This window comes from Dietzia sp. JS16-p6b, from assembly GCF_003052165.1.
In the GTDB taxonomy this organism is placed as follows: domain Bacteria; phylum Actinomycetota; class Actinomycetes; order Mycobacteriales; family Mycobacteriaceae; genus Dietzia.
Genome location: NZ_CP024869.1, coordinates 840001 through 859172, shown reverse-complemented (window position 1 = coordinate 859172; position 19172 = coordinate 840001). Strand labels below are relative to the sequence as shown.

Sequence of the window (19172 nt, the reverse complement as noted above, 5' to 3'; positions counted from 1 at the left end):
GGTGTCCTCACGTCCGTGCGATCCCGCCGTGAGGGCTCGGAGAGCGTGGTGTGATGGCGGCATGTCACACCCGTTCTCATTCCGCCGAGCCGTGCTCACCGTGGTCCTCGTGGCCGCACCGCTCCTCGGGTCGGCGGCGGTCGCGCCCACGGCTCTCGCCCAGTCGCTGGAGGATCCCGCCTAGCCGGCCGACCTCCCCTTCCCACCCGCCACCGGGGGCCCGTTCGGGTGGGCCGAACTCTCGTACTGTCCGTACGCCGTGGTGCCGTCGGACCCCCGGTTCTGGGCCCCGAACAGTGCACCCATGCGCGTAGTGTCCCCGCTCGGTAGGGACACGGAGATCTGGTGCTCGAACTATGTCCTGCAGGGATCGGACTGCTGGCAACTCGACCCCTCGGGAACGCCCCACCGGCTCCACCGCGTCACCGGGCTCTCGGATGCGATCACCGGATCGACCGGCTCCGCGGCAGACGGGAGCGTCCGGGCCGCCTACGAGCTCGCCCATCAGCGAGGGTGGCCGGCCACGTCGGGCGGCGTCGGCATCCCCGCCGGCACCGTCCCCGGTTCGGCCACCGACACCTGGGGCTCGCTCATGCCACTCTCCCCGTTCGGTGCCGACTCCCGCGGTTTCGACGTGTGGGTGCATCCCGGGTACGTGCCCGGGAGCTGAGTAACCTGGGGATCCTGTGAACCCGGTCGAAAGGATCCCCCGCCGTGCCGTTCCCCCTGGATGTTCCCGAGTCGGTCCTGCGCAGGCGCCGAAGCCAGAAGTGGGTGGCGTACCCGGAGGACGTCCTGCCGCTGTTCGTGGCGGAGACCGACGTCCTGCTGGCCCCGGCCATCCGGGAGCGCCTCGCCACAGCGGTCGCCGACGGTGACACCGGATACTTCGCCGAGATCGAGCGCCTCGCCGGGGTGTGCGCCCGGTACTACTCCGGGTTCGGGTTCGAGGTACCGGAGGAGTCGGTCGTCCCCGTCAACGATGTGGGCGTGGGCGTCCGCGAGTCGCTCGCGCGGACCCTGCCGGCGGGGAGCGCGGTGGTCTACACGCCACCGGTGTACATGCCGTTCGGACCGTGGATCCGGCGTGTGGGGATGTCACCCGTCGCGGTGCCCCTGGTCGACCACGACGGCGAGGACCCGCGGCTGGACCTCGTGGGCATCGAGCGCGCCCTGGCCGGCGGGGCCAGGGCCGTGCTCCTGAGCCACCCGCACAACCCCACGGGTGTCCTGCACTCCTCCGCGGAGTTGGCCGAGCTCGCCGAGCTGGCCGCACGCCACGACGCCGTGGTGGTCTCCGACGAGATCTGGGCGCCCCTGACGATGCCCGGGGTCCGGTTCTCCTCGTTCCTGGCCGCCTCCGGCACCGCCCCCGAGGTGGGCTTGGCCATCTCCTCCGCGTCCAAGGCGTTCAACCTCGCCGGGCTCAAGTGCGCCTTCGTGGTCAACGGCAATCCCGAGCGGTTCGAGGTGCGGCGCTCGGCGTTGTCCGGCGCAGTGGGGCACTTCGGGGCGCTCGCCGCGGAAGCCGCGCTGACCGGGTCACTGGACTGGCTGGAGCAGATGAACGCCGCGCTGGCCTCGAACCTCGATCTGATGGACCGGCTCATGGCCAAGCACCTCCCCCGCGCCCGGTGGCGCCGACCCGACGCCGGATTCGTGGCGTGGCTGGACCTTCGCGCCTACCCCGGGCTCGGTGACGACCCCGCCGCGGCGTTCCTCGACGACGGAAAGGTGGCGCTGAGCAACGGTCCAGCCTTCGGGCCCCAGGGCAAGGGGTTCGCGCGTGTGAACTTCGCGTGCTCCGAGGACATCCTCACCGAGGCCTTCACCCGGATGGGCCGCGTCGCCGCGGAGCGTGGCTGAGGGCGGCCCGCGCTCACCGACATTTCCTTTTTCTCGGAACCGCCCCGGGGAAATTGCGCCCCGGCCCGCCACACCCGTTATTCGGTGAGCGAATCAGGGTCACCACTCGCGGAATTGTTCACGGCACTCAAATTCACTACCGGCATAGCCTTTCCCTTATCGTTGCCGTACCCTCATTAGGCATACCTAACAAGCCCGGAGGACTCATGGAGACGATCATTTCCGCACCCTTGTCGAGAGCACTACATGACTCGACGATGGCCGCGCATGAACAGGCGGAGAACGCCTTGTTCATCACCCGCCTGATGAACGGTGAGGGCACGCCTGCAGGCCTGGTCGCGCTCCTCCGGCAGTCGCTCCCCGTCTACGCGACGCTCGAGGACGCCTGCCGCGGGGTCGGCGCGGACCCGAGACTGTCCGCCATTCTCGACCCGCGCCTCGAGCGGACCGGGGCGTTGCGAGCCGATCTGGAGTCGCACCGCGCCCAGGGCCGCTCCTTCGACACGGTGGTGCCCGCCACCGAGGCCTACGTGGCCGAGTTGCGCGCGTGCGCGACCGACCCGGCCGCCTTGATCGGGCACCACTACGTCCGGTACCTCGGCGACCTCTCGGGCGGGCAGATCATCAGGACGATGGTGCGCCGCCACTACGGCATCGAGACCGGTCTGAGCTTCTACGACTTCGACATCGCCAAGCCCAAGGTCTACAAGGACGACTACCGGGCCGCACTGGACGCCCTCCCGCTGGGCGAGACAGACCGCGCGTCCGCTCTGGCCGCCGCCACCCGGGCCTTCGACCTCAACCACCGGATCTTCCTCGACCTGGAGGCCCTGGGCGTCCGCTGACCGACTGCCACATGCCGACACGCGACGCGGCCCCGACACCGGATCGGTGTCGGGGCCGCATCCGGTGTGTGCGCCCTACATCAGGCTGCCGAACAGGTTCGTCATGCCCGCGAGCGAGCCGCCGCCCCCGGTACCGGTGTCGTCGTCATCATCTCCGCCGGTGGTGAAGGTGATCGGCGTGCTGAGTTCCCACGCGGCGTGGACGGCGCCGGAGGCCGCGTAGGTGTAGATCCCGTAGCTCCCGGTCTCCGACTTCGCGTCGGCCGCGTCCTTGGACACGGTGACGGTCGTGGTGAAGGTGCCGTCGGGCCGCAGCTCGACGGCCCCCGCGGCGGCTCCGCCGATGGTGGCGTGGTTCTCCGCCGCCAGGACCCACTTCTGCTCGACGACCGTGCGAGCGGCGGAGGTACCGCCCGCCGAGGGCTTCCATGCATCCCCGAACTTGCCGTAGACCAGGTAGAACCCGGCGGGCTTGCCCGCGAGCGGCGGACGTGTGCCCAGAACCGACGGGTCGGTGAACCCGGAACCCGTGATGGTCACCTCGTGGCTTCCGTCAGCGGCCAGAGTGGTGTCCGAGACGGTGATCTCGGGGGTGCCGACGGGCACCTGGGTCTCGTCCTCGGTCAGCTCGTAGGTCACCTGGAGCGGCAGCGGCCCCTTGAGGTTCTGGTCTCCTCCACACCCGGTGTTGTAGTAGTGCGGGTGCACCGAGCTCGGCACGGCCGCCAACCACTCGGGGGTCCACGCGCCCCAGATGTTCGGCGCGGTGCAGGAACGGTCCTGGTTCCCGCCGTTGTGCTGCACTCCCGCGTACTGGGGCGACAGGGTGATGGTGCCGTCCTGGGCCACCTGGGCGGCGCCCGGACCGAACGACAGGACGGTCGTGCGACCGGCGTTGACCTCGGGAGTCGGGGTGCCGTTCATGTCAGTCGCCGCGCCGATGGTCACATCGGCGTCGAGCGTTCCGGACCCGTCGGCGTTGACGGTCAGCTTCGGATCGGCCAAGGTCTCATCCGGCGCGTTGAGGTTGGCGGGGTAGGCGTTGAAGGTGATCTCGCCGTCCCAGTCGATGGTGACGGTCCCGTCCGCGCCGCGCGCACCCTCACCGTCGGAGAACTTGATGGCGTTGGGCGTCGCCTGCTGTCCCGAGACGATGTTCACGGGCATCGAGGTGGCCGGGAACGCAGCGGGGGTGTACTCGGTCTGCGCGCCACCCGAGACCGACCCGACGAGCGCCGAGGCGTCGCCGGAGGCGTCGACGATGCGCCACGGTCCGAAGATGCCCTTCTGGGCGTATCCGCTGATGCCCCAGACGAACGAGGCGTCCGTGACGGTCCCCGGGGTCGCCTCCTGGGCCTGGGCCGCCGGGGCTGCGACGACTCCGGCCAGCAACGCGAGCGTCGCCCCCAGCATCGTGCCCCGTCGGCCGGCGAGCGCGAGCCGGGATCGAGATGTGTTCACATCAGTCCTTTCGTCGAACTGTCTGGTAGAACAGCACTGCCGCGAGCGCGAGCAGTGCGGTCCCCACCCACCACTGCCATTGGTGGGTGGGGTTTCCGGCCTTCTGGGAGCCGGAAGTCTGGGCGTAGACCACGTCGGAGCCGTTGAGGGGTGTGTTGGCCGCCACGGGGATCGTCGACTGGTCAACGAGGGGTGGGGTCGCCGCGGGTGAGGACCCGCCTGACGACGGGCCGCTCGGGGATGCGGGGATCGTGGCGACGGTGCCGCCCACGGTCCCGGCGGTGAGAGGGGCTCCGGCGGTGTAGTAGTCCGCGAAATACTCTTCGAAGACCTCGTCCACACCGCCCCCCTCGGCGGCCGACGCGTCCGGTGCCGCCGCGGCCGGGCCCGCGCTGTCCCGCGCGGCGTTCACCGCATCGGGTTGGAGCGGTTTCCACGCCTCGTCCATCCACGCGGCAGCGGTGTCGGCGACGTCGGTCCCCGCGGCCCGGAGGATCTGTTCGACCGTGTCGTCGAGGACCCTACCGACGATTCCGCCGGACCCGCCGGACCCACCGGAATTCGGCATTTCCTCGGGTTCATCCGAATTCCAACTCACCGCTATCGGCAGCGCGGGTTTCGTACTGTCAGAGGTTCCGGTCGAATACCAGAATCCCCCGGATCCCGCTTCCGCGGCGAAGTCCACGAATTCCCGCGGGAAAGCTCCCCAATACGCGCCGTCTCTCGTCTGAGGGTTTTCTCCGGCACCGGCGGAATAGGGCACACCGAGGTATTCGGGAGTCACGGAGAACCCTTTTTTCCCTCCCAGTTCCACGCGACTGCGGGGGAGATTCGCGAGGACGACGGTGCGGGACGGCACCGGGGTCGACACCTCGGGGTTGTCCTGGGCGCTCCGTCTCCCACCCAGGGTCGCGGTCACGGTGGCCTTCGTGGGCGTGACCGTGAGGACCGGGTCGGTGACGCTGAGGAACACCAGGCCCGAGTAGTACAGGACCGACGCGGTGCCCTTCCACTGGATCTCCGCCGTGCCCGAGGCGGCGTCGACGGTTCCGGTCCCCTTGCCGAAGACCATCTCGAGGCCGCTGTATCTGCTCGAGGCGGCGTCACGGAGGGCGGTGCCCGCCTGGTCGGTCTGCGTCCCGGCCCAGGTCGCGGTCGATGTCCCACCGTTCGCGGACCGCTTCTCGATCGTCACCTGTCCCGACGTGGCCCTCCATGTCTGTTCGGTGATCGTCGCCCCGGGCCCGGCGAGCGCCGCCGAGCTGTCCCCGGCGGAGAGGAAGTTGAGTCCGGGTCCGTGGCTGGGCCCGGCGCTCTGCCTGCTCAACCCCCATCGGAACTCGGCATCGGTCAGCTCGACCGCCGAGTCCTGTGCTCGGGCCGCCGGCGAGTACATCAGCGAGCCGAGGGCGAGGGCCAGGGCCAGGACCAGGGCGGCGCCCCGGCGGTGGCCCGATAACTGGTCACTGGTCATCGGGATCTCCTTCGGTGTGAGCTCTCGTGTGGGGGGCCGGGTGCCCGTCGGCACCGCCGGCGTCGGCGAGGCGTCTCCGGTTGACCGCGACCGCCGCCGCGACCGACAACGCCAGCGCGGCGAGGGTGAGGAAGACCCACCCCGCCGGGCCACCGAGGCCGGCGGCCGATGCCGCGGGGGAGATGTCGGTGCGCACCGGGAACCGCTCCGCTGCCTCGAGACCCGAGCCGGCACCCGCCGCCCGGATCTCGTGGGTGCCGGAGGCGATGTCCTCCGGGAGCACGATCACTCCCGCGACCTCGCCGTCGACCCCCGCGGCGACGGGGCCGACGGCGGCGTCCCCCTCGCCGAGGACCACGTAGACCTGCTCGCCGGGCCAGAATCCAGCGGCGGCGAATCCCATGGCCCCGCCGGGCCGGGCGGCTTTGCGGTCGACCTCGATCACCGCGGTCACGGTCGTCGTGGTCCCGCCGGTCGCCGCCGTCGGCGCGCCGTCGGCGGGAGCGCTTCCTCCCGCTCCGGTGTCCACGCCACCCGGACCGTCCGCGCTCGCGGACCGCCCGGCGGGGCCGGCCACCCCTGCGGCCGCCCCCTGCGCGGCCCCGTTGGTGCGCGCGCGGGTCGCGGCCCGACCGGGCGCGGCGGGTCGTCCGGTCTGCGCGCCCACGGCGGGCGCTCCCGCCGCCGGCGACTGCTCGACCGCGGGTGCGGGGTCCCCGGCCCGGAAGGTCACCGGGGTGAAGGTCTCGTTGGCGCCGTTGCGCACCCCGTGCGCGCCCCAGGTGAGGAAACCGCAGGTGACCTCGGTGCAGTCGATGCTCTTGCCCCCGGCTCCGGTGAACGTGGGACCCGGGACCGTGAGGTTCACCCGGAACGATCCATCGGAACCCATCGTCGCCTGGGCTTCTCCGGCCGTCGACGACCCGGGGAAGGCGACGAATGCCTGGTATCCCTGGTTGCTGCGCGACTGCTCGTCCGGGATGTAGTCGTAGGTCCGGCCCGTCGCGCCACCGTTGGACGGCCCCCACCCGGACCCGCTGACCCAGCCGAACCCGACGTACACGCCGCCGAAACCGCCCTCGACCGCCTGGAAACCCGAACCCGACAGGGTGAACCCGGTCTGGCCCGACGTCGACGCCACCGCCCCGCCCAGCGAACTCGATGCCGTCAGTCGCGCGGCGGCGTGCGCCGGGGCCTGGGTCAGCACGGCCAGCACCGAGGTGCCGAGCAGCGCCAGTGTCAGAACGGCGACGATCCGGGCCACGGTCGCCCGTGCCGTTGATGACAGTGTGTGTCTCACGAGAACTCCTTGACGAGGGCCGACGCGTGTGTGGTGTCGACCGCGGGCTCCACCGGCGTCCGGGCGGTCCGGAATCGTCGTCGATCCGGGGTGACCAACAGATCACCGGTGACGGGATGCCGGTCGACGACGACCGTCTGCTGGTAGACCTCTTCCACCAGTTCGGAGGTGAGGACCTGCTCCGGGGACCCCTCGGCCCGTATGCGGCCGTCCGAGATCATCACGAGACGGTCGGACCACGCGGCCGCCAGCTCGAGGTCGTGCAGCACCACGACCACCGCCCCACCGGCGTCGGCCACGGTCCGGGCCAGTTCCAGGACGACCTCCTGATGGCGCAGGTCGACCGCCGCGGTGGGTTCGTCCAGCAACAACACACCGGCGCGTTGCGCGAGCGCCCTCGACAGGGAGACGCGCGCCTTCTCACCACCGGACAGGGTCGGGAAGGTCCGGGACCGCAGGTGGGCGGTGTCGGTGGCGGCCAGCGATTCCTCGATGACCTCCTCGTCGTGGTCGCCCTCCGGCCGCGCCGCCCAGGGTGCGCGACCCATCGCGACGATCTCCCGCACGGTGAAGGGGAAGGCGACGGAGTTGGCCTGGGTGAGCAACGCTCGGCGCCGGGCGAGATCCCCGAGGCGCCACCGCCGTAGATCGCGGCCGTCGAGGACGGTGCGGCCGGCGTCGGGGTGGGTGTCCCCCGCCACCACGCCGAGCAGCGTCGACTTCCCCGCCCCGTTGGGACCCACCAGAGCGAGCACCTCACCGGCATAGATCTCCAGGTCCACCGAATCGAGCAGGGTCCGACCGCCGAGGCGTACCGTGACCCCCTCGGCGGACACCACCGGCACGCGTGTTTCGCCGCCGCTCATCCCCAGCCCCCCGCGGTACGACGTGTGCGGTGCAGCAGCCAGAAGAAGAACGGGCCGCCGACGGCGGCCGTCACCATGCCGAGCGGCAACTCCGCGTAGTCCACCGCGGTCCGGGCCAGCAGATCCGCGGCCAGCAGGCACACCGCGCCGCCCAGCGCGGACGCCGGCAGCAGCAGTCGGTGTCCCGGACCGGCGATCATGCGGATGAGGTGCGGCACCACCAGTCCCACGAAGGCGACGATTCCGCAGAAGCTCACCGCAGCGGCCGTGAGCAGTCCGACCAGCAGGATGGAGTGGATTCGCAGTCGCTCGACGTCAACGCCCAGGTGACGGGCCGGACGCTCCCCCAACGCGAGCAGGTCGAGCGGCCGCGCCAGGCGGGTCGCCAGGGCCAGTCCGAGCAGCGCCAGGGGCGCCACCACCAGGACGTGGTCCCACCGGCTGCCGTTCAGACTCCCCAGCTGCCAGAAGACGATCTCCTCGCGGGCCTGGGTGTCTCCGAGGAACATGAGCAGGGCGAGCGCGGCTCCCGCCACGGCGTTCACGGCGATGCCGGTCAACACCAGGGTGACCACCTCGGTCCGGCCGTTACTCCGACTGAACAGGTACACCACCGTCGTGGTGAGGATGCCGGCGACGAAGGCGCAGACGACGCTGGTCCAGGCACCGAAGGCGGTCAACCCGAACACGATCGCCGCTGCCGCGCCCACGGCCGCACCGGCGGACACCCCCACCACACTGGGCTCGGCGAGCGGGTTGCCGAACGCTCCCTGCATGAGCGCACCGGCCACCGCGAGGGCGGCGCCCACGACCATCGCCATCGCCACTCTGGGGAAGCGGACGCTCCATAACGTGGCATCGGCGCGGGGGTGGCTCGCGGCGGGGCCGAGGTCGACACCGAGACCGCGGAGGAACCCGGAGGCGACCTCTGTCGCGGGGATGGGCAGCTGTCCCGACGCCGCGGCCACCACGCCCAGAACCCCGAGGGCCACCGCCAGCCCGACGATCAGCAGGCCCCCGGTCACCATGCGGTGGGCGCCGCCGGATGTACGCGCAGGGACGGGGTGTGACGTCGGCCGGCCGACCCGCGCCCGTGACTCCTCGGTGAGCGTCACAGCGCGTCGGGGGCGTAGAGGGCCACGGCGAGGGCGTTGAGCACCGCGGGGGTCCTGGTGCCGAAGGACAGGACGAGGTCGTCGTTCATCGCGACGATCCGCCGGTTCGCCCCGGCGGGCGTCTGGGCCATGGCCGGGAACCTCTCGAGCAGCCCGTCGACGCCGCCGACGGACTCGAGCCCCTTGTTCATCATGATGATGACGTCCGGCTGGGCGGCGATGAGCCCCTCGTCGTTGGCCGGTTTGGCGCCCTTCCACCCGACCTCGGAGGACACGTCGTACCCGCCGGCGGCGGTGATCAACTCGTCCGCGCCGCTGTCCTGGCCGAACATGTAGTAGACCCCGGCGTTACCACGTGCGTAGAGGAACACGGTGCGCAGCCGCGCGGTCTCCGATTCCGGCACGACAGACGAGATCGATCGTTCGGTCTCGACGATCTTCGCGCGGGTTCGCTCCCCCAGTTCACGGCCCAACTCGGGCACCCCGAGGCCGTCCGCGACGGCCCGGGTGAGCGCCTCGACGTTGTCCGGGGACCGGTGCGAGTCCACCACGATGACAGGGATCCCCGCGTCGCGCAGCTGCAAAATCACGTCCCACGGACCGAGCGAGGTGTCCGTGATGATCACACTGGGATCGAGAGCGAGGATCGCCTCGGCGTTGAGCTGGTGACCGTCCTGCGTGACCAGTGGGCGATCAGCGATCTCGGCGAAGGCCGAGGAGACGTCCCGGCCGATCACGTTGTCACCCAACCCGAGTTCGAACACGATGCGCGAGAGCGTTCCGTAGATGTCCAGGGGCAGGATCCGGGAGACGTCGGCGACCTCGACGACCGTGCCCTGGTTGTCGGTGACCACGGCGGGCAGCTGCGGGGCGGGGTCGGTCGCGACGGGCTCGACCGGGTCGTCGACCAACTCCAGGGCGAGTTCGCCGGAGAAGGATCGTGGGTCCTCGATCGCCGAGACCTCCGACGCGAGCGGTATCCCCGAGATGGTGGCGGGGTCTCCGCCGAGCCCGGTCGCCACGCCGCACGAGGTCAGGGAGAGAGCCAGGAGGGCGACGGCCAGCCGTAGCGAGCCTGAGCGCTGTCTGAACATGCGGCTACAGTAGCACCCAAACAAAGGACAGCCTAACCTTCACATGGGAAGCCTTACCTAATTTACAAAATCGCAGGCAGAGGCCGGTTCTCGCGTGCCGAACTCGATCGCCCTCGCCCACACGGGGTCGACTGAGAACGGTGAATTACCCCCAACACGGCGACGACACGCGGCCGCCCCCGGGGCGATCCCCGGGGGCGGCCGCTTCTGTCTCGTCCGGCTCGGGCCTTCGAGCCCGTGGCCGTTTCACTCCTGTTCGGCGGCAGCCTTCCTCAGCGACTCGGTGGGCAGGAAGTGATCACCGTACTTCGCGGCGAGCTCCTCGGCGCGGGCGACGAAGCCCTTGTAACCCGACGGTTCCGTGGCGCCCGGTGCCGCGTAGTTCCTGGCGTACTGGCGGGTACCGCCGGTCCACGCCGGGAATCCGATCCCGATGATCGAGCCGATGTTGGCGTCGGCGTCGTCCACGATCACGCCCTCGTCGACGCACTTCTGGGTCTCGAGAACCTCGGCGAAGATCATGCGGTCGACCAGGTCCTGCAACGGCGGTGCGTTGTCCGGCGAGGTGTTGAACGCCTCCCGCAGGCCCGGCCAGAGTCCCGCTCGCGTGCCGTCGGTGTAGTCGTAGAACCCGGCCCCGGCCAGACGGCCGCTGCGGCCGAGCTCGTTGACCATCGTGGCGGTGACGCGGTCGGACGGCACCTCCACGAACTCCTCGCCCGCGGCCGCGGCGGCCTCGCGCGCGGTGTCGCGGATCTTGAGCATGAGGTTGAGGTTCAACTCGTCGGACAGCTGCAGCGGCGCCGCCGGGTACCCCGCGATGCGGCCGGCCTGCTCGATGGTCGAGGGCTCGATCCCCTCGTCCAGCATGCCGATCGCCTCGTTGACGAACGTGCCGATGACGCGGGAGGTGTAGAAGCCACGCGAGTCGTTGACCACGATCGGGATCTTCCGGATCGCCAGCGTGAGGTCGATCGCCTTGGCCAGGGTCTCGGGGGTGGTCTTCTCACCCTTGATGATCTCGACCAGCTGCATCTTGTCGACGGGCGAGAAGAAGTGCAGTCCGATGAAGTCCTCGGGACGCTTGACGCCGGTCGCGAGGTCGGTGATCGGGAGGGTCGACGTGTTGGAGCCGAGCAACGCGTCGGGGGCGACGATGTCCTCGATCTCCTGGAAGACCTTCTTCTTCAGATCCGGCGACTCGAAGACGGCCTCGATCACGAGGTCGCATCCGGCCAGCGCCTGCGGGTCCGTGGTGGGCGTGATGCGGGCCAGGAGGGCGTCGGACTTCTCCTGCGTGGTGCGGCCACGCTCGAGCGCCTTGGCCTCGATCTTCTCCGCGTACGCCTTGCCCTTGTCCGCGGACGCCTGCTCGACGTCCTTGAGCACGACCTCGATCCCCGCCTTCGCGCACACGTACGCGATGCCGGCGCCCATCATGCCGGCGCCCAGGACGCCGACCTTGGTGAACTCGGTCCGAGGGATCTCGGAGCCGTCGGCGGCCTTGGGGCGTGCGCCGCCGGACGAGCAGTGCTGCATGTCGAAGAAGAACGCCTGGATCATGTTCTTCGCGATGGGACCGGTGACGAGCGAGACGAAGTATCGCGCCTCGATCTTCTCGGCGGTGGCGAAGTCGACCTGCGACCCCTCGACCGCGGCGGCCATGATGGCCCGGGGCGCCGGGGAGGGCGCGCCCTTGGTCTGCTTGCGCATGTTGGCGGGGAAGGACGGCAGGACCCCGGCCAGGGCCGGGTCGCTGATCGTGCCGCCGGGCAGCGTCCACCCCTTGCGGTCCCAGGGCTGACTGGGCTCGGGATCGGTCTTGATCCACGCCTTCGCGGCGTCGACGAGCTGCTCGGGGGCCACGACCTCGTCGACCAGGCCCGCCTTGAGGGCCTTGTCCGGGGCGAACGAACGGCCCGACATCAGGATGTTGGGCACGGCCTGCGCCAGACCGAACATGCGGACGGTCCGGACGATGCCGCCGCCGCCGGGCAGCAGACCGAGTGTGACCTCGGGCAGGCCGACCTTGGCGCCGCGGGCGTCGGCCATCACGCGGTGGTGGCAGGCGAGGGCGAGCTCGAGACCTCCGCCCAGGGCCGCGCCGTTGATCGCGGCCACGACCGGGACCCCGAGGGTCTCCAGGGCGCGCATCCGGCCCTTGATCTGCATGGACCGCTCGAAGAGCTCCTCGGCGTCGCCGGGGCCCGCCGTGATCATGGACTTGAGGTCGCCGCCGCCGAAAAAGCTCTTCTTGGCGGAGGTCAGGACGATGCCCTTGATGGACTCCTTCTCGGCCTCGATACGGCCGACGGTCTCCGAGAAGTCGTCGATGAAACGCGCGTTCATGGTGTTCGCGCCGTGGTCGGGGTCATCCATGGTGAGGGTGACGATGCCGTCGCCGTCCTGCTCCCACCGGAACATGTTGTCGCTCACTGGTTCTCTACTCCTAAAGGCTGTGGTGTCGGTGGGGCGGATCAGACGCGCTCGATGATGGTGGCGACGCCCATTCCACCGCCGACGCAGAGGGTGATCAGGGCGCGCCTGCCGCCGGTGCGCTCGAGCTCATCGAGCACGGTGCCGGTGATCATGGCGCCGGTGGCTCCGAGGGGGTGACCCATCGCGATGGCCCCGCCGTTGACGTTGAGCTTCTCGTCGGGGATGTCCATGTCTTTCTGGAAACGCAGCACGACGGAGGCGAACGCCTCGTTGAGCTCCCACAGGTCGATGTCGTCCGGGGTGAGCCCCGCGATCTCGAGAGCCTTCTTCGCGGCCGGGGTAGGGCCGGTGAGCATGATGGTGGTGTCGGCGCCGGAGGTGGCCGCGGCCACGACGCGGGCGCGCGGCGTCATGTTCATCTCCTTGCCGGCCTTCTCCGACCCGACCACCACGAGTGCGGCGCCGTCGACGATGCCGGAGGAGTTGCCACCGTGGTGGACGTGGTTGATCTTCTCGACCCAGTGGTACTTCTGCAGCGCGACGGCGTCGAAACCGCCCATGTCGCCGACCATGGCGAACGAGGGCTTGAGGCCGGCGAGCGCCTCGACCGTGGTGCCCGGTCGCATGTGCTCGTCGTGGTCGAGGATGGTGACGCCGTTGATGTCCTTGACCGGGACGACCGACTTGGCGAACCGGCCCTCCTCCCACGCGCGGGCGGCGAGTCGCTGCGAGCGCTCGGCGTAGCGGTCCACGTCCTCACGGGTGAACCCCTCGAGCGTGGCGATGAGGTCGGCCCCGATCCCCTGCGGGGAGAAGTACGTGTCGTAGTTCGTCGCCGGATCCAGGGCCCAGGCGCCGCCGTCGGTGCCCATCGGCACGCGCGACATGGATTCGACGCCGCCGGCGAGGACGACCTCGTCCCAACCGGAGCGGATCTTCTGGGCGGCCATGTTGATGGTGGTCAGGCCGGAGGCGCAGAACCGGTTGATCTGCACACCGGCGACGGTGTCGGGCATCTTGGCGGCCAGCGCGGCGATCCGCGGCAGATCCATGCCCTGGTCCCCCAGCGGGGTGACGATCCCGTAGATGATGTCCGAGATCCGGTTCTCGTCGAGGTCGGGGAACCGACGCCGCATCTCTTCGATGAGACCGACGACCAGGTCGATCGGCTTGACCCCGTGCAGAGCGCCGCCGGGCTTGCCCTTGCCTCGCGGAGTCCGGATGGCGTCGTAGATGAATGCCTCGGTCATGGGTTGTCCACGGCCTTTCTCTGGGCGGAACTGATACGTGTTCGAGGTCAGCGTACGTGGTCCCTCGCCCCCGCTCGGAGTGTGGTCCGTTTTTCGCGATCCGCGCCCGGGGCGCTCCGGTGGCACAGTGGACCCTGACCGTCCGCGGCGCCCGGTAGACGGCGCCTCCCGACCCGACGCGAGGACCCCGTGACCGTGACCGACGCCGTTCCCCCCGCCCTGGTAGAGCTCGCCGAGAGGTGCGGCGTGGCCACGAGCTACGAGGACGCCCGCGGTATCCGCCGCGAGATCCCCGCCCGGACGCTGCGTGCGGTTCTCGCCGCGATGGGCATCCCGGTCGGTGAGGACGACGACGAGGGCGGTGGCTCGGTCAGCGCGGCGCTCGAGGAGGTTCGTCTGCGGCCGTGGCGCCGGGTGCTCCCCCCGACGATCGTGACGAGGCAGGGCTCGGGGGCCCTGTGCGCCGTCCATGTACCCCGTGGAACCTCTGTGGGGCTGTCCGTCCACCTCGAGGACTCGTCCGACCCGCTCGACCTGGTGCTCCCCGCCGCCGCGGAGGAGTCGAGGAGTGTCGATGGGAAGCCAGTCGACCGATTCGATCTGGAGCTGCCCGACGCGCTCCCCCTCGGGTGGCACCTCCTGGTCGCCGTCGTCACGGACTCGTTCGACGGCACCGGCCCGTCGGCGGGGGAGCCGCGGGTCGTCGAAGCCGCCCTGGTGGTGTCCCCGCGGTCCATACCGGTCCCCCCGGATCTCGGACGGCGCCGGGGGGTCGGGCTGGCCGCGCAGCTCTACCAGGTCCGGTCCGACACGTCGTGGGGGGTCGGTGACCTGTCGGACCTCGCCGACCTCGCCGACTGGGCCGGGCGGGACCTCGGCGCCGACTTCGTCCTGGTCAATCCGATGCACGCCGGGGAACCGCTCCCGCCGGTGGAGCCGTCCCCGTACCTCCCGACCACACGTCGGTTCGCCTCACCGCTGTACCTCCGGCCCGAGCTGATCCCGGAATACGCCTCGCTCCCACCCGAGGAGATGCAGGTGGTCGATGACCTCGCGGCCGGGCAGCGGCAGAGGAACACCGAGGACACCATCGACCGCGACTCCTCGTGGGGAAGCAAACTCGAGGCGCTCCGGGTGGTGTTCGCCGCGCCTCTCACGGAGGACCGGGCCCGGGCGTTCGACGACTTCGCCGACGAGCAGGAGCCCGGACTGTTCCGTTTCGCCACGTGGTGTGCTCTGGCGTCCGAGTGGGGCCCGGACTGGTCGCGGTGGCCCGCAGCGCTGAAGGACCCGGATTCCGACGACGTGGCGCGTTTCGCCACCGACCACGCGCGGGAGGTCCGATTCCACCAGTGGCTGCAGTGGCAGGTCGCGCAGCAACGCGCTGGTGCGCAGCGCGCCGCGTTGTCGGCGGGAATGCGGCTGGGGATCCTCCACGATCTGGCCGTCGGGGTGCATCCCACCGGCGCCGACGCCTGGGCGCTCCGCCGGTCACTCGCCCGCGGGGTCACCGTGGGCGCGCCACCGGACGTCTATAACCAGCTGGGCCAGGACTGGTCCCAGCCCCCGCTGCGGCCCGATGCTCTCGCCGAGGAGGGGTACCGGCCCTTCCGGGACATCGTCCGCGCCGCGCTGCGCGACTCGGGCGGGATACGGATCGACCACATCCTGGGTCTGTTCCGGCTCTGGTGGATCCCGTCGGGGCTCCCGCCCACCGAGGGGACGTACGTGAACTATGACCACGAGGCGATGATCGGCGTTCTCGCGCTGGAGGCGTCGCGTGCCGGCGCGGTCATCGTGGGAGAGGACCTGGGGACCGTCGCACCCGGGGTCCGGGAGGAACTGTCCGAGCGCGGGGTGTTGGGCACCTCGGTGATGTGGTTCGAGCAGCAGGACTCCCAGCCGGTGCCCCCCGAGGACTATCGCCGGCTCTGCATGGCGTCGGTGACCACTCACGACCTCCCGCCGACTGCGGGGTATGTCGACCTCGTGCATGTGGATGTCCGCGAGGAACTGGGCCAGCTGACGGGCGATGTCGAACAGGAGCGCGCCGACGCGGCCTCCGAGATCGGGTCGTACACCGAGGCGGTCAGACGGCGCGACTTACTCGAGGGCGCCAGCACGGAGGATCTGGTGGTGGCGCTCCACGCATTCCTGGCCGCGGCACCATCTCTTCTCTACGCGGTGTCGGTGGCCGACCTCGTCGGTGATCGCCGCCCGGTCAACATGCCCGGGACGTCAGAGGAGTATCCGAACTGGCGTGTGCCGCTCTCCGACGCTCGAGGCGACGTGGTCGACCTCGAAGGGCTTCGTGGATCGGACCTGGCGAAGCGGGTATTCGGCGCGGCGTCGGTTGGGGTGGTGGGTGCTCGGGTTCTAGGGATCGTTGCAACACGATGGATTCCTAGGTTGAGGCTAGTAGGTCTCGCATCCGTTCGGCGGGGGTCTCGAAGTTGAGGGTCTTGCGGGGGCGGGCGTTGAGCTCCTGGGCGACGTGCTCGAGATCCTCGGGGCCGAAGACGCTCAGGTCGGTTCCCTTGGGGAAGTACTGGCGCAGCAGCCCGTTGGTGTTCTCGTTCGATCCCCGCTGCCAGGGGCTGGCCGGGTCGCAGAAGTACACCGGGCAGCCGGTGGCGATCGAGAACGACTTGTGACCGGCCATCTCGCAGCCCTGGTCCCAGGTCAGCGATCCGCGCAGGTGCTCGGGCAGGGTCGAGATGACCTTGACGAGCTGGTCTCGGACGGCCTCGGCGGTGTGGCCATCTGGCAGGTGCACGAGCATGACGTAGCGGGTGCTGCGCTCGACCAGGGTGCCGATCGCCGAGGCGTTCCCGGCGCCCAGGATTAGATCTCCCTCCCAGTGGCCGGGCACCGCCCGGTCCTCGACCTCGGCGGGCCGGTCGGAGATCATCACCATCTCATCGACGAACCTGCTGCGCCGCTGATCAGGGCGCTTGCGAGGGATCCGCCTGGCACGACCGGTCCGGAGAGCTGCCTGGACCTGCCGCTTGAGGCCACCGCGGGATTGCAGGTACAGGGCTTGGTAGATCGTCTCGACGCACACCCATATAGCCTGATCGTCGGGGAACTGCCGGCGCAACGCTCCGGCAATCTGCTCGGGCGAGTGCCGTAGCGACAACCGCTCCTGGATGAACGCCGCCAGAGCCGGGTTGGCGGCGATCTTGGCGACCTTGGGCCGGAACCGTCGCAGCACGCTGCGCCGGTGGGCCTGATGTGGCTCGTAGCGGCCCTCATTGCTGCTGTTACGTGCGATCTCGCGAGAGACCGTACCGGGACTGCGGCCTACCTGGCGGGCGATCTCGCGGATGCCCTTGCCCGCCCGGCGCAGGTCGGCGATCTTCTCCCGCTCGAGTACTGACAGGTAACGGCTCGAGATGACCTTCTCGACCCGCTCGACAGGCACGATTTCCACCGGCACCGCCTGGCGGCCCGGGACGCACTCCAAGACACTCATCAGACGGTTATAGAGGCCGACGTCCGGGCCGGCGGGGACAAACGCCGATCGTGGCTGACCATTGCGTTTGGTCACGCCCTTATCCCAGTCCAGCGCCGTTTCGACGCTGATCCCCACCGCCTTGGCCGCCCCACGACGATCCATCGACCGGGCCCGCAAGAGCAGGTACTCGCACCGCCTGGTCGTCGACTTGCGGGTAACGCCATCGCAGTGGCGAACCCACAACCCGGCGGCCATCCCGACCCGGTACACCACCGACGAGCCGACCCCGACGGCACGAGCGACGTCCATCGGCTCCATCCCCGACGCCAACGCCGCCCTGATCGTCGCTCGCTCGTCACCAGTTGAATGCCGCTTCGTCGACACCGGCCACTTGCGCGAGTGCGCCAACGCAAGCGCCCGCCCGTAATGCACCCCGACCCGGCCGGCCGCCGCACGAACCGAAAGCCCGCCACAAACCAGCGACTCCAGCTCCGACTCCTGCACCGGCGAGATCTCCCACACAGAGCCCTCAGCAGCCACAACGCAACACCTCGATCACACTCAGGTGTTGCAACGACTCCTAGAATTCGCCGTGTGGGGTGAAATGACGAGGGCCCCCGGGGGCCGCGGTGGGCGGTCTCGGGGGCTCTCGTGTGAAGTTGTGTTCGGCGGTGACCTACTCTCCCACACCCTCTCGAGTGCAGTACCATCGGCGCTGGCAGGCTTAGCTTCCGGGTTCGGAATGGGACCGGGCGTTTCCCTGCCGCTATGGCCGCCGTAACTCTGTGAAACAAGGCCCGACCCGCGATCGAGACCGCGGATGGGTGTGTTGTTTCAGATACTGCACAGTGGACGCGGTGCGATTCTTTTGGCTTGAGTGTGTGTAAGCCCTCGGCCGATTAGTACCGGTCACCTCCACGCATTGCTGCGCTTCCAGTTCCGGCCTATCAACCCCATGGTCTGTGGGGGGCCTTAACCACGCAAGGTGGTGAGAAACCTCATCTTGGAACAGGCTTCCCGCTTAGATGCTTTCAGCGGTTATCCCTTCCGAACGTAGCTAACCAGCGATGCTCCTGGTGGAACAACTGGCACACCAGAGGTTCGTCCGTCCCGGTCCTCTCGTACTAGGGACAGCCTTCCTCAAGTTTCTTACGCGCGCGGCGGATAGAGACCGAACTGTCTCACGACGTTCTAAACCCAGCTCGCGTGCCGCTTTAATGGGCGAACAGCCCAACCCTTGGGACCTACTCCAGCCCCAGGATGCGACGAGCCGACATCGAGGTGCCAAACCATCCCGTCGATATGGACTCTTGGGGAAGATCAGCCTGTTATCCCCGGGGTACCTTTTATCCGTTGAGCGACACCGCTTCCACTTGCCGGTGCCGGATCACTAGTCCCGACTTTCGTCCCTGCTCGACGTGTCAGTCTCACAGTCAAGCTCCCTTGTGCACTTGCACTCAACACCTGATTGCCATCCAGGCTGAGGGAACCTTTGGGCGCCTCCGTTACTCTTTGGGAGGCAACCGCCCCAGTTAAACTACCCACCAGGCACTGTCCCTAACCCAGATCATGGGCCGAGGTTAGACGTCCAATACGATCAGAGTGGTATTTCAACAACGACTCCACACACACTGGCGTGCATGCTTCACAGTCTCCCACCTATCCTACACAAACCGAATCGAACGCCAATACCAAGCTATAGTAAAGGTCCCGGGGTCTTTTCGTCCTGCCGCGCGTAACGAGCATCTTTACTCGTAATGCAATTTCGCCGAGTCTGTGGTCGAGACAGCAGAGAAGTCGTTACGCCATTCGTGCAGGTCGGAACTTACCCGACAAGGAATTTCGCTACCTTAGGATGGTTATAGTTACCACCGCCGTTTACTGGGGCTTAAATTCTCAGCTTCGCCTTGCGGCTAACCGGTCCTCTTAACCTTCCAGCACCGGGCAGGCGTCAGTCCGTATACATCGACTTACGTCTTCGCACGGACCTGTGTTTTTAGTAAAC

At 69.1% G+C, this 19172-nt stretch carries 14 protein-coding genes and 2 rRNA genes (1 of these 16 running past the window's edge); 5 read left to right on the top strand and 11 right to left on the bottom strand.

Annotated elements, in window-relative coordinates; all coding sequences use genetic code 11:
* Positions 1-61: 61 nt before the first annotated feature.
* From CT688_RS17925 to CT688_RS03875, 4 genes are all read left to right on the top strand, one after another.
* Entirely contained in the window at positions 62-184 is a 123-nt protein-coding gene (locus tag CT688_RS17925; protein WP_255412664.1) for a hypothetical protein, read from the top strand.
* A gap of 120 nt (positions 185-304) precedes the next feature.
* Entirely contained in the window at positions 305-670 is a 366-nt protein-coding gene (locus CT688_RS03885; RefSeq protein WP_156607102.1) for a hypothetical protein, read from the top strand.
* 44 nt (positions 671-714) lie between these two features.
* The gene (locus tag CT688_RS03880; protein WP_107755826.1) at positions 715-1866 is read left to right on the top strand and encodes a MalY/PatB family protein; all 1152 of its coding nucleotides are present in this window, start codon (positions 715-717) and stop codon (positions 1864-1866) included.
* Positions 1867-2072: 206 nt separating this feature from the next.
* The gene (locus CT688_RS03875; protein ID WP_107755825.1) at positions 2073-2711 is read left to right on the top strand and encodes a heme oxygenase (biliverdin-producing); all 639 of its coding nucleotides are present in this window, start codon (positions 2073-2075) and stop codon (positions 2709-2711) included.
* 75 nt (positions 2712-2786) lie between these two features.
* Here the strand turns inward: CT688_RS03875 and CT688_RS03870 are convergent, their stop codons facing one another.
* From CT688_RS03870 to CT688_RS03835, 8 genes are all read right to left on the bottom strand, one after another.
* Positions 2787-4172 (bottom strand): hypothetical protein, encoded by a 1386-nt coding sequence (locus CT688_RS03870; RefSeq protein WP_107755824.1) that lies wholly within the window; start codon positions 4170-4172, stop codon positions 2787-2789.
* 1 nt (position 4173) lies between these two features.
* On the bottom strand, positions 4174-5646 hold the full coding sequence (locus CT688_RS03865) for an HtaA domain-containing protein (protein ID WP_107755823.1): 1473 nt from the start codon (positions 5644-5646) through the stop codon (positions 4174-4176).
* A complete protein-coding gene (locus CT688_RS03860; RefSeq protein WP_107755822.1) occupies positions 5636-6946 on the bottom strand; it encodes a hypothetical protein in 1311 nt (436 codons plus the stop codon). Before CT688_RS03860 ends, CT688_RS03865 begins: the two co-directional genes overlap by 11 nt.
* Entirely contained in the window at positions 6943-7812 is an 870-nt protein-coding gene (locus CT688_RS03855) for a heme ABC transporter ATP-binding protein (protein ID WP_107755821.1), read from the bottom strand. Before CT688_RS03855 ends, CT688_RS03860 begins: the two co-directional genes overlap by 4 nt.
* Positions 7809-8840: an iron ABC transporter permease gene (locus CT688_RS03850; protein WP_231750485.1), complete on the bottom strand. Its 1032-nt coding sequence runs from the start codon at positions 8838-8840 to the stop codon at positions 7809-7811. Before CT688_RS03850 ends, CT688_RS03855 begins: the two co-directional genes overlap by 4 nt.
* A gap of 83 nt (positions 8841-8923) precedes the next feature.
* Positions 8924-10021: a hemin ABC transporter substrate-binding protein gene (locus CT688_RS03845; RefSeq protein WP_107755819.1), complete on the bottom strand. Its 1098-nt coding sequence runs from the start codon at positions 10019-10021 to the stop codon at positions 8924-8926.
* Positions 10022-10267: 246 nt separating this feature from the next.
* Positions 10268-12457, bottom strand: a complete 2190-nt coding sequence (locus CT688_RS03840; protein WP_107755818.1) for a 3-hydroxyacyl-CoA dehydrogenase NAD-binding domain-containing protein — start codon at positions 12455-12457, stop codon at positions 10268-10270.
* Between the two features lie 41 nt (positions 12458-12498).
* Positions 12499-13710, bottom strand: a complete 1212-nt coding sequence (locus tag CT688_RS03835) for an acetyl-CoA C-acetyltransferase (RefSeq protein WP_107755817.1) — start codon at positions 13708-13710, stop codon at positions 12499-12501.
* 189 nt (positions 13711-13899) lie between these two features.
* On the opposite strand from CT688_RS03835, the gene malQ reads away from it, so the two are divergent.
* Positions 13900-16167 carry a 4-alpha-glucanotransferase gene (gene malQ, locus CT688_RS03830; protein ID WP_231750484.1) on the top strand — a complete coding sequence of 756 codons (2268 nt, stop codon included), beginning with the start codon at positions 13900-13902 and terminating at the stop codon, positions 16165-16167.
* Here malQ and CT688_RS03825 read toward each other — a convergent pair.
* From CT688_RS03825 to CT688_RS03815, 3 genes are all read right to left on the bottom strand, one after another.
* Entirely contained in the window at positions 16115-17329 is a 1215-nt protein-coding gene (locus tag CT688_RS03825; protein WP_107757906.1) for an IS30 family transposase, read from the bottom strand. The two genes, malQ and CT688_RS03825, sit on opposite strands and share 53 nt — an antisense overlap.
* Before the next feature lie 501 nt (positions 17330-17830).
* A 5S ribosomal RNA gene (rrf, locus tag CT688_RS03820) occupies positions 17831-17947 on the bottom strand.
* A 99-nt stretch (positions 17948-18046) separates the two neighbouring features.
* Positions 18047-19172, bottom strand: a 23S ribosomal RNA gene (locus CT688_RS03815) (it continues 1973 nt past the right edge of the window).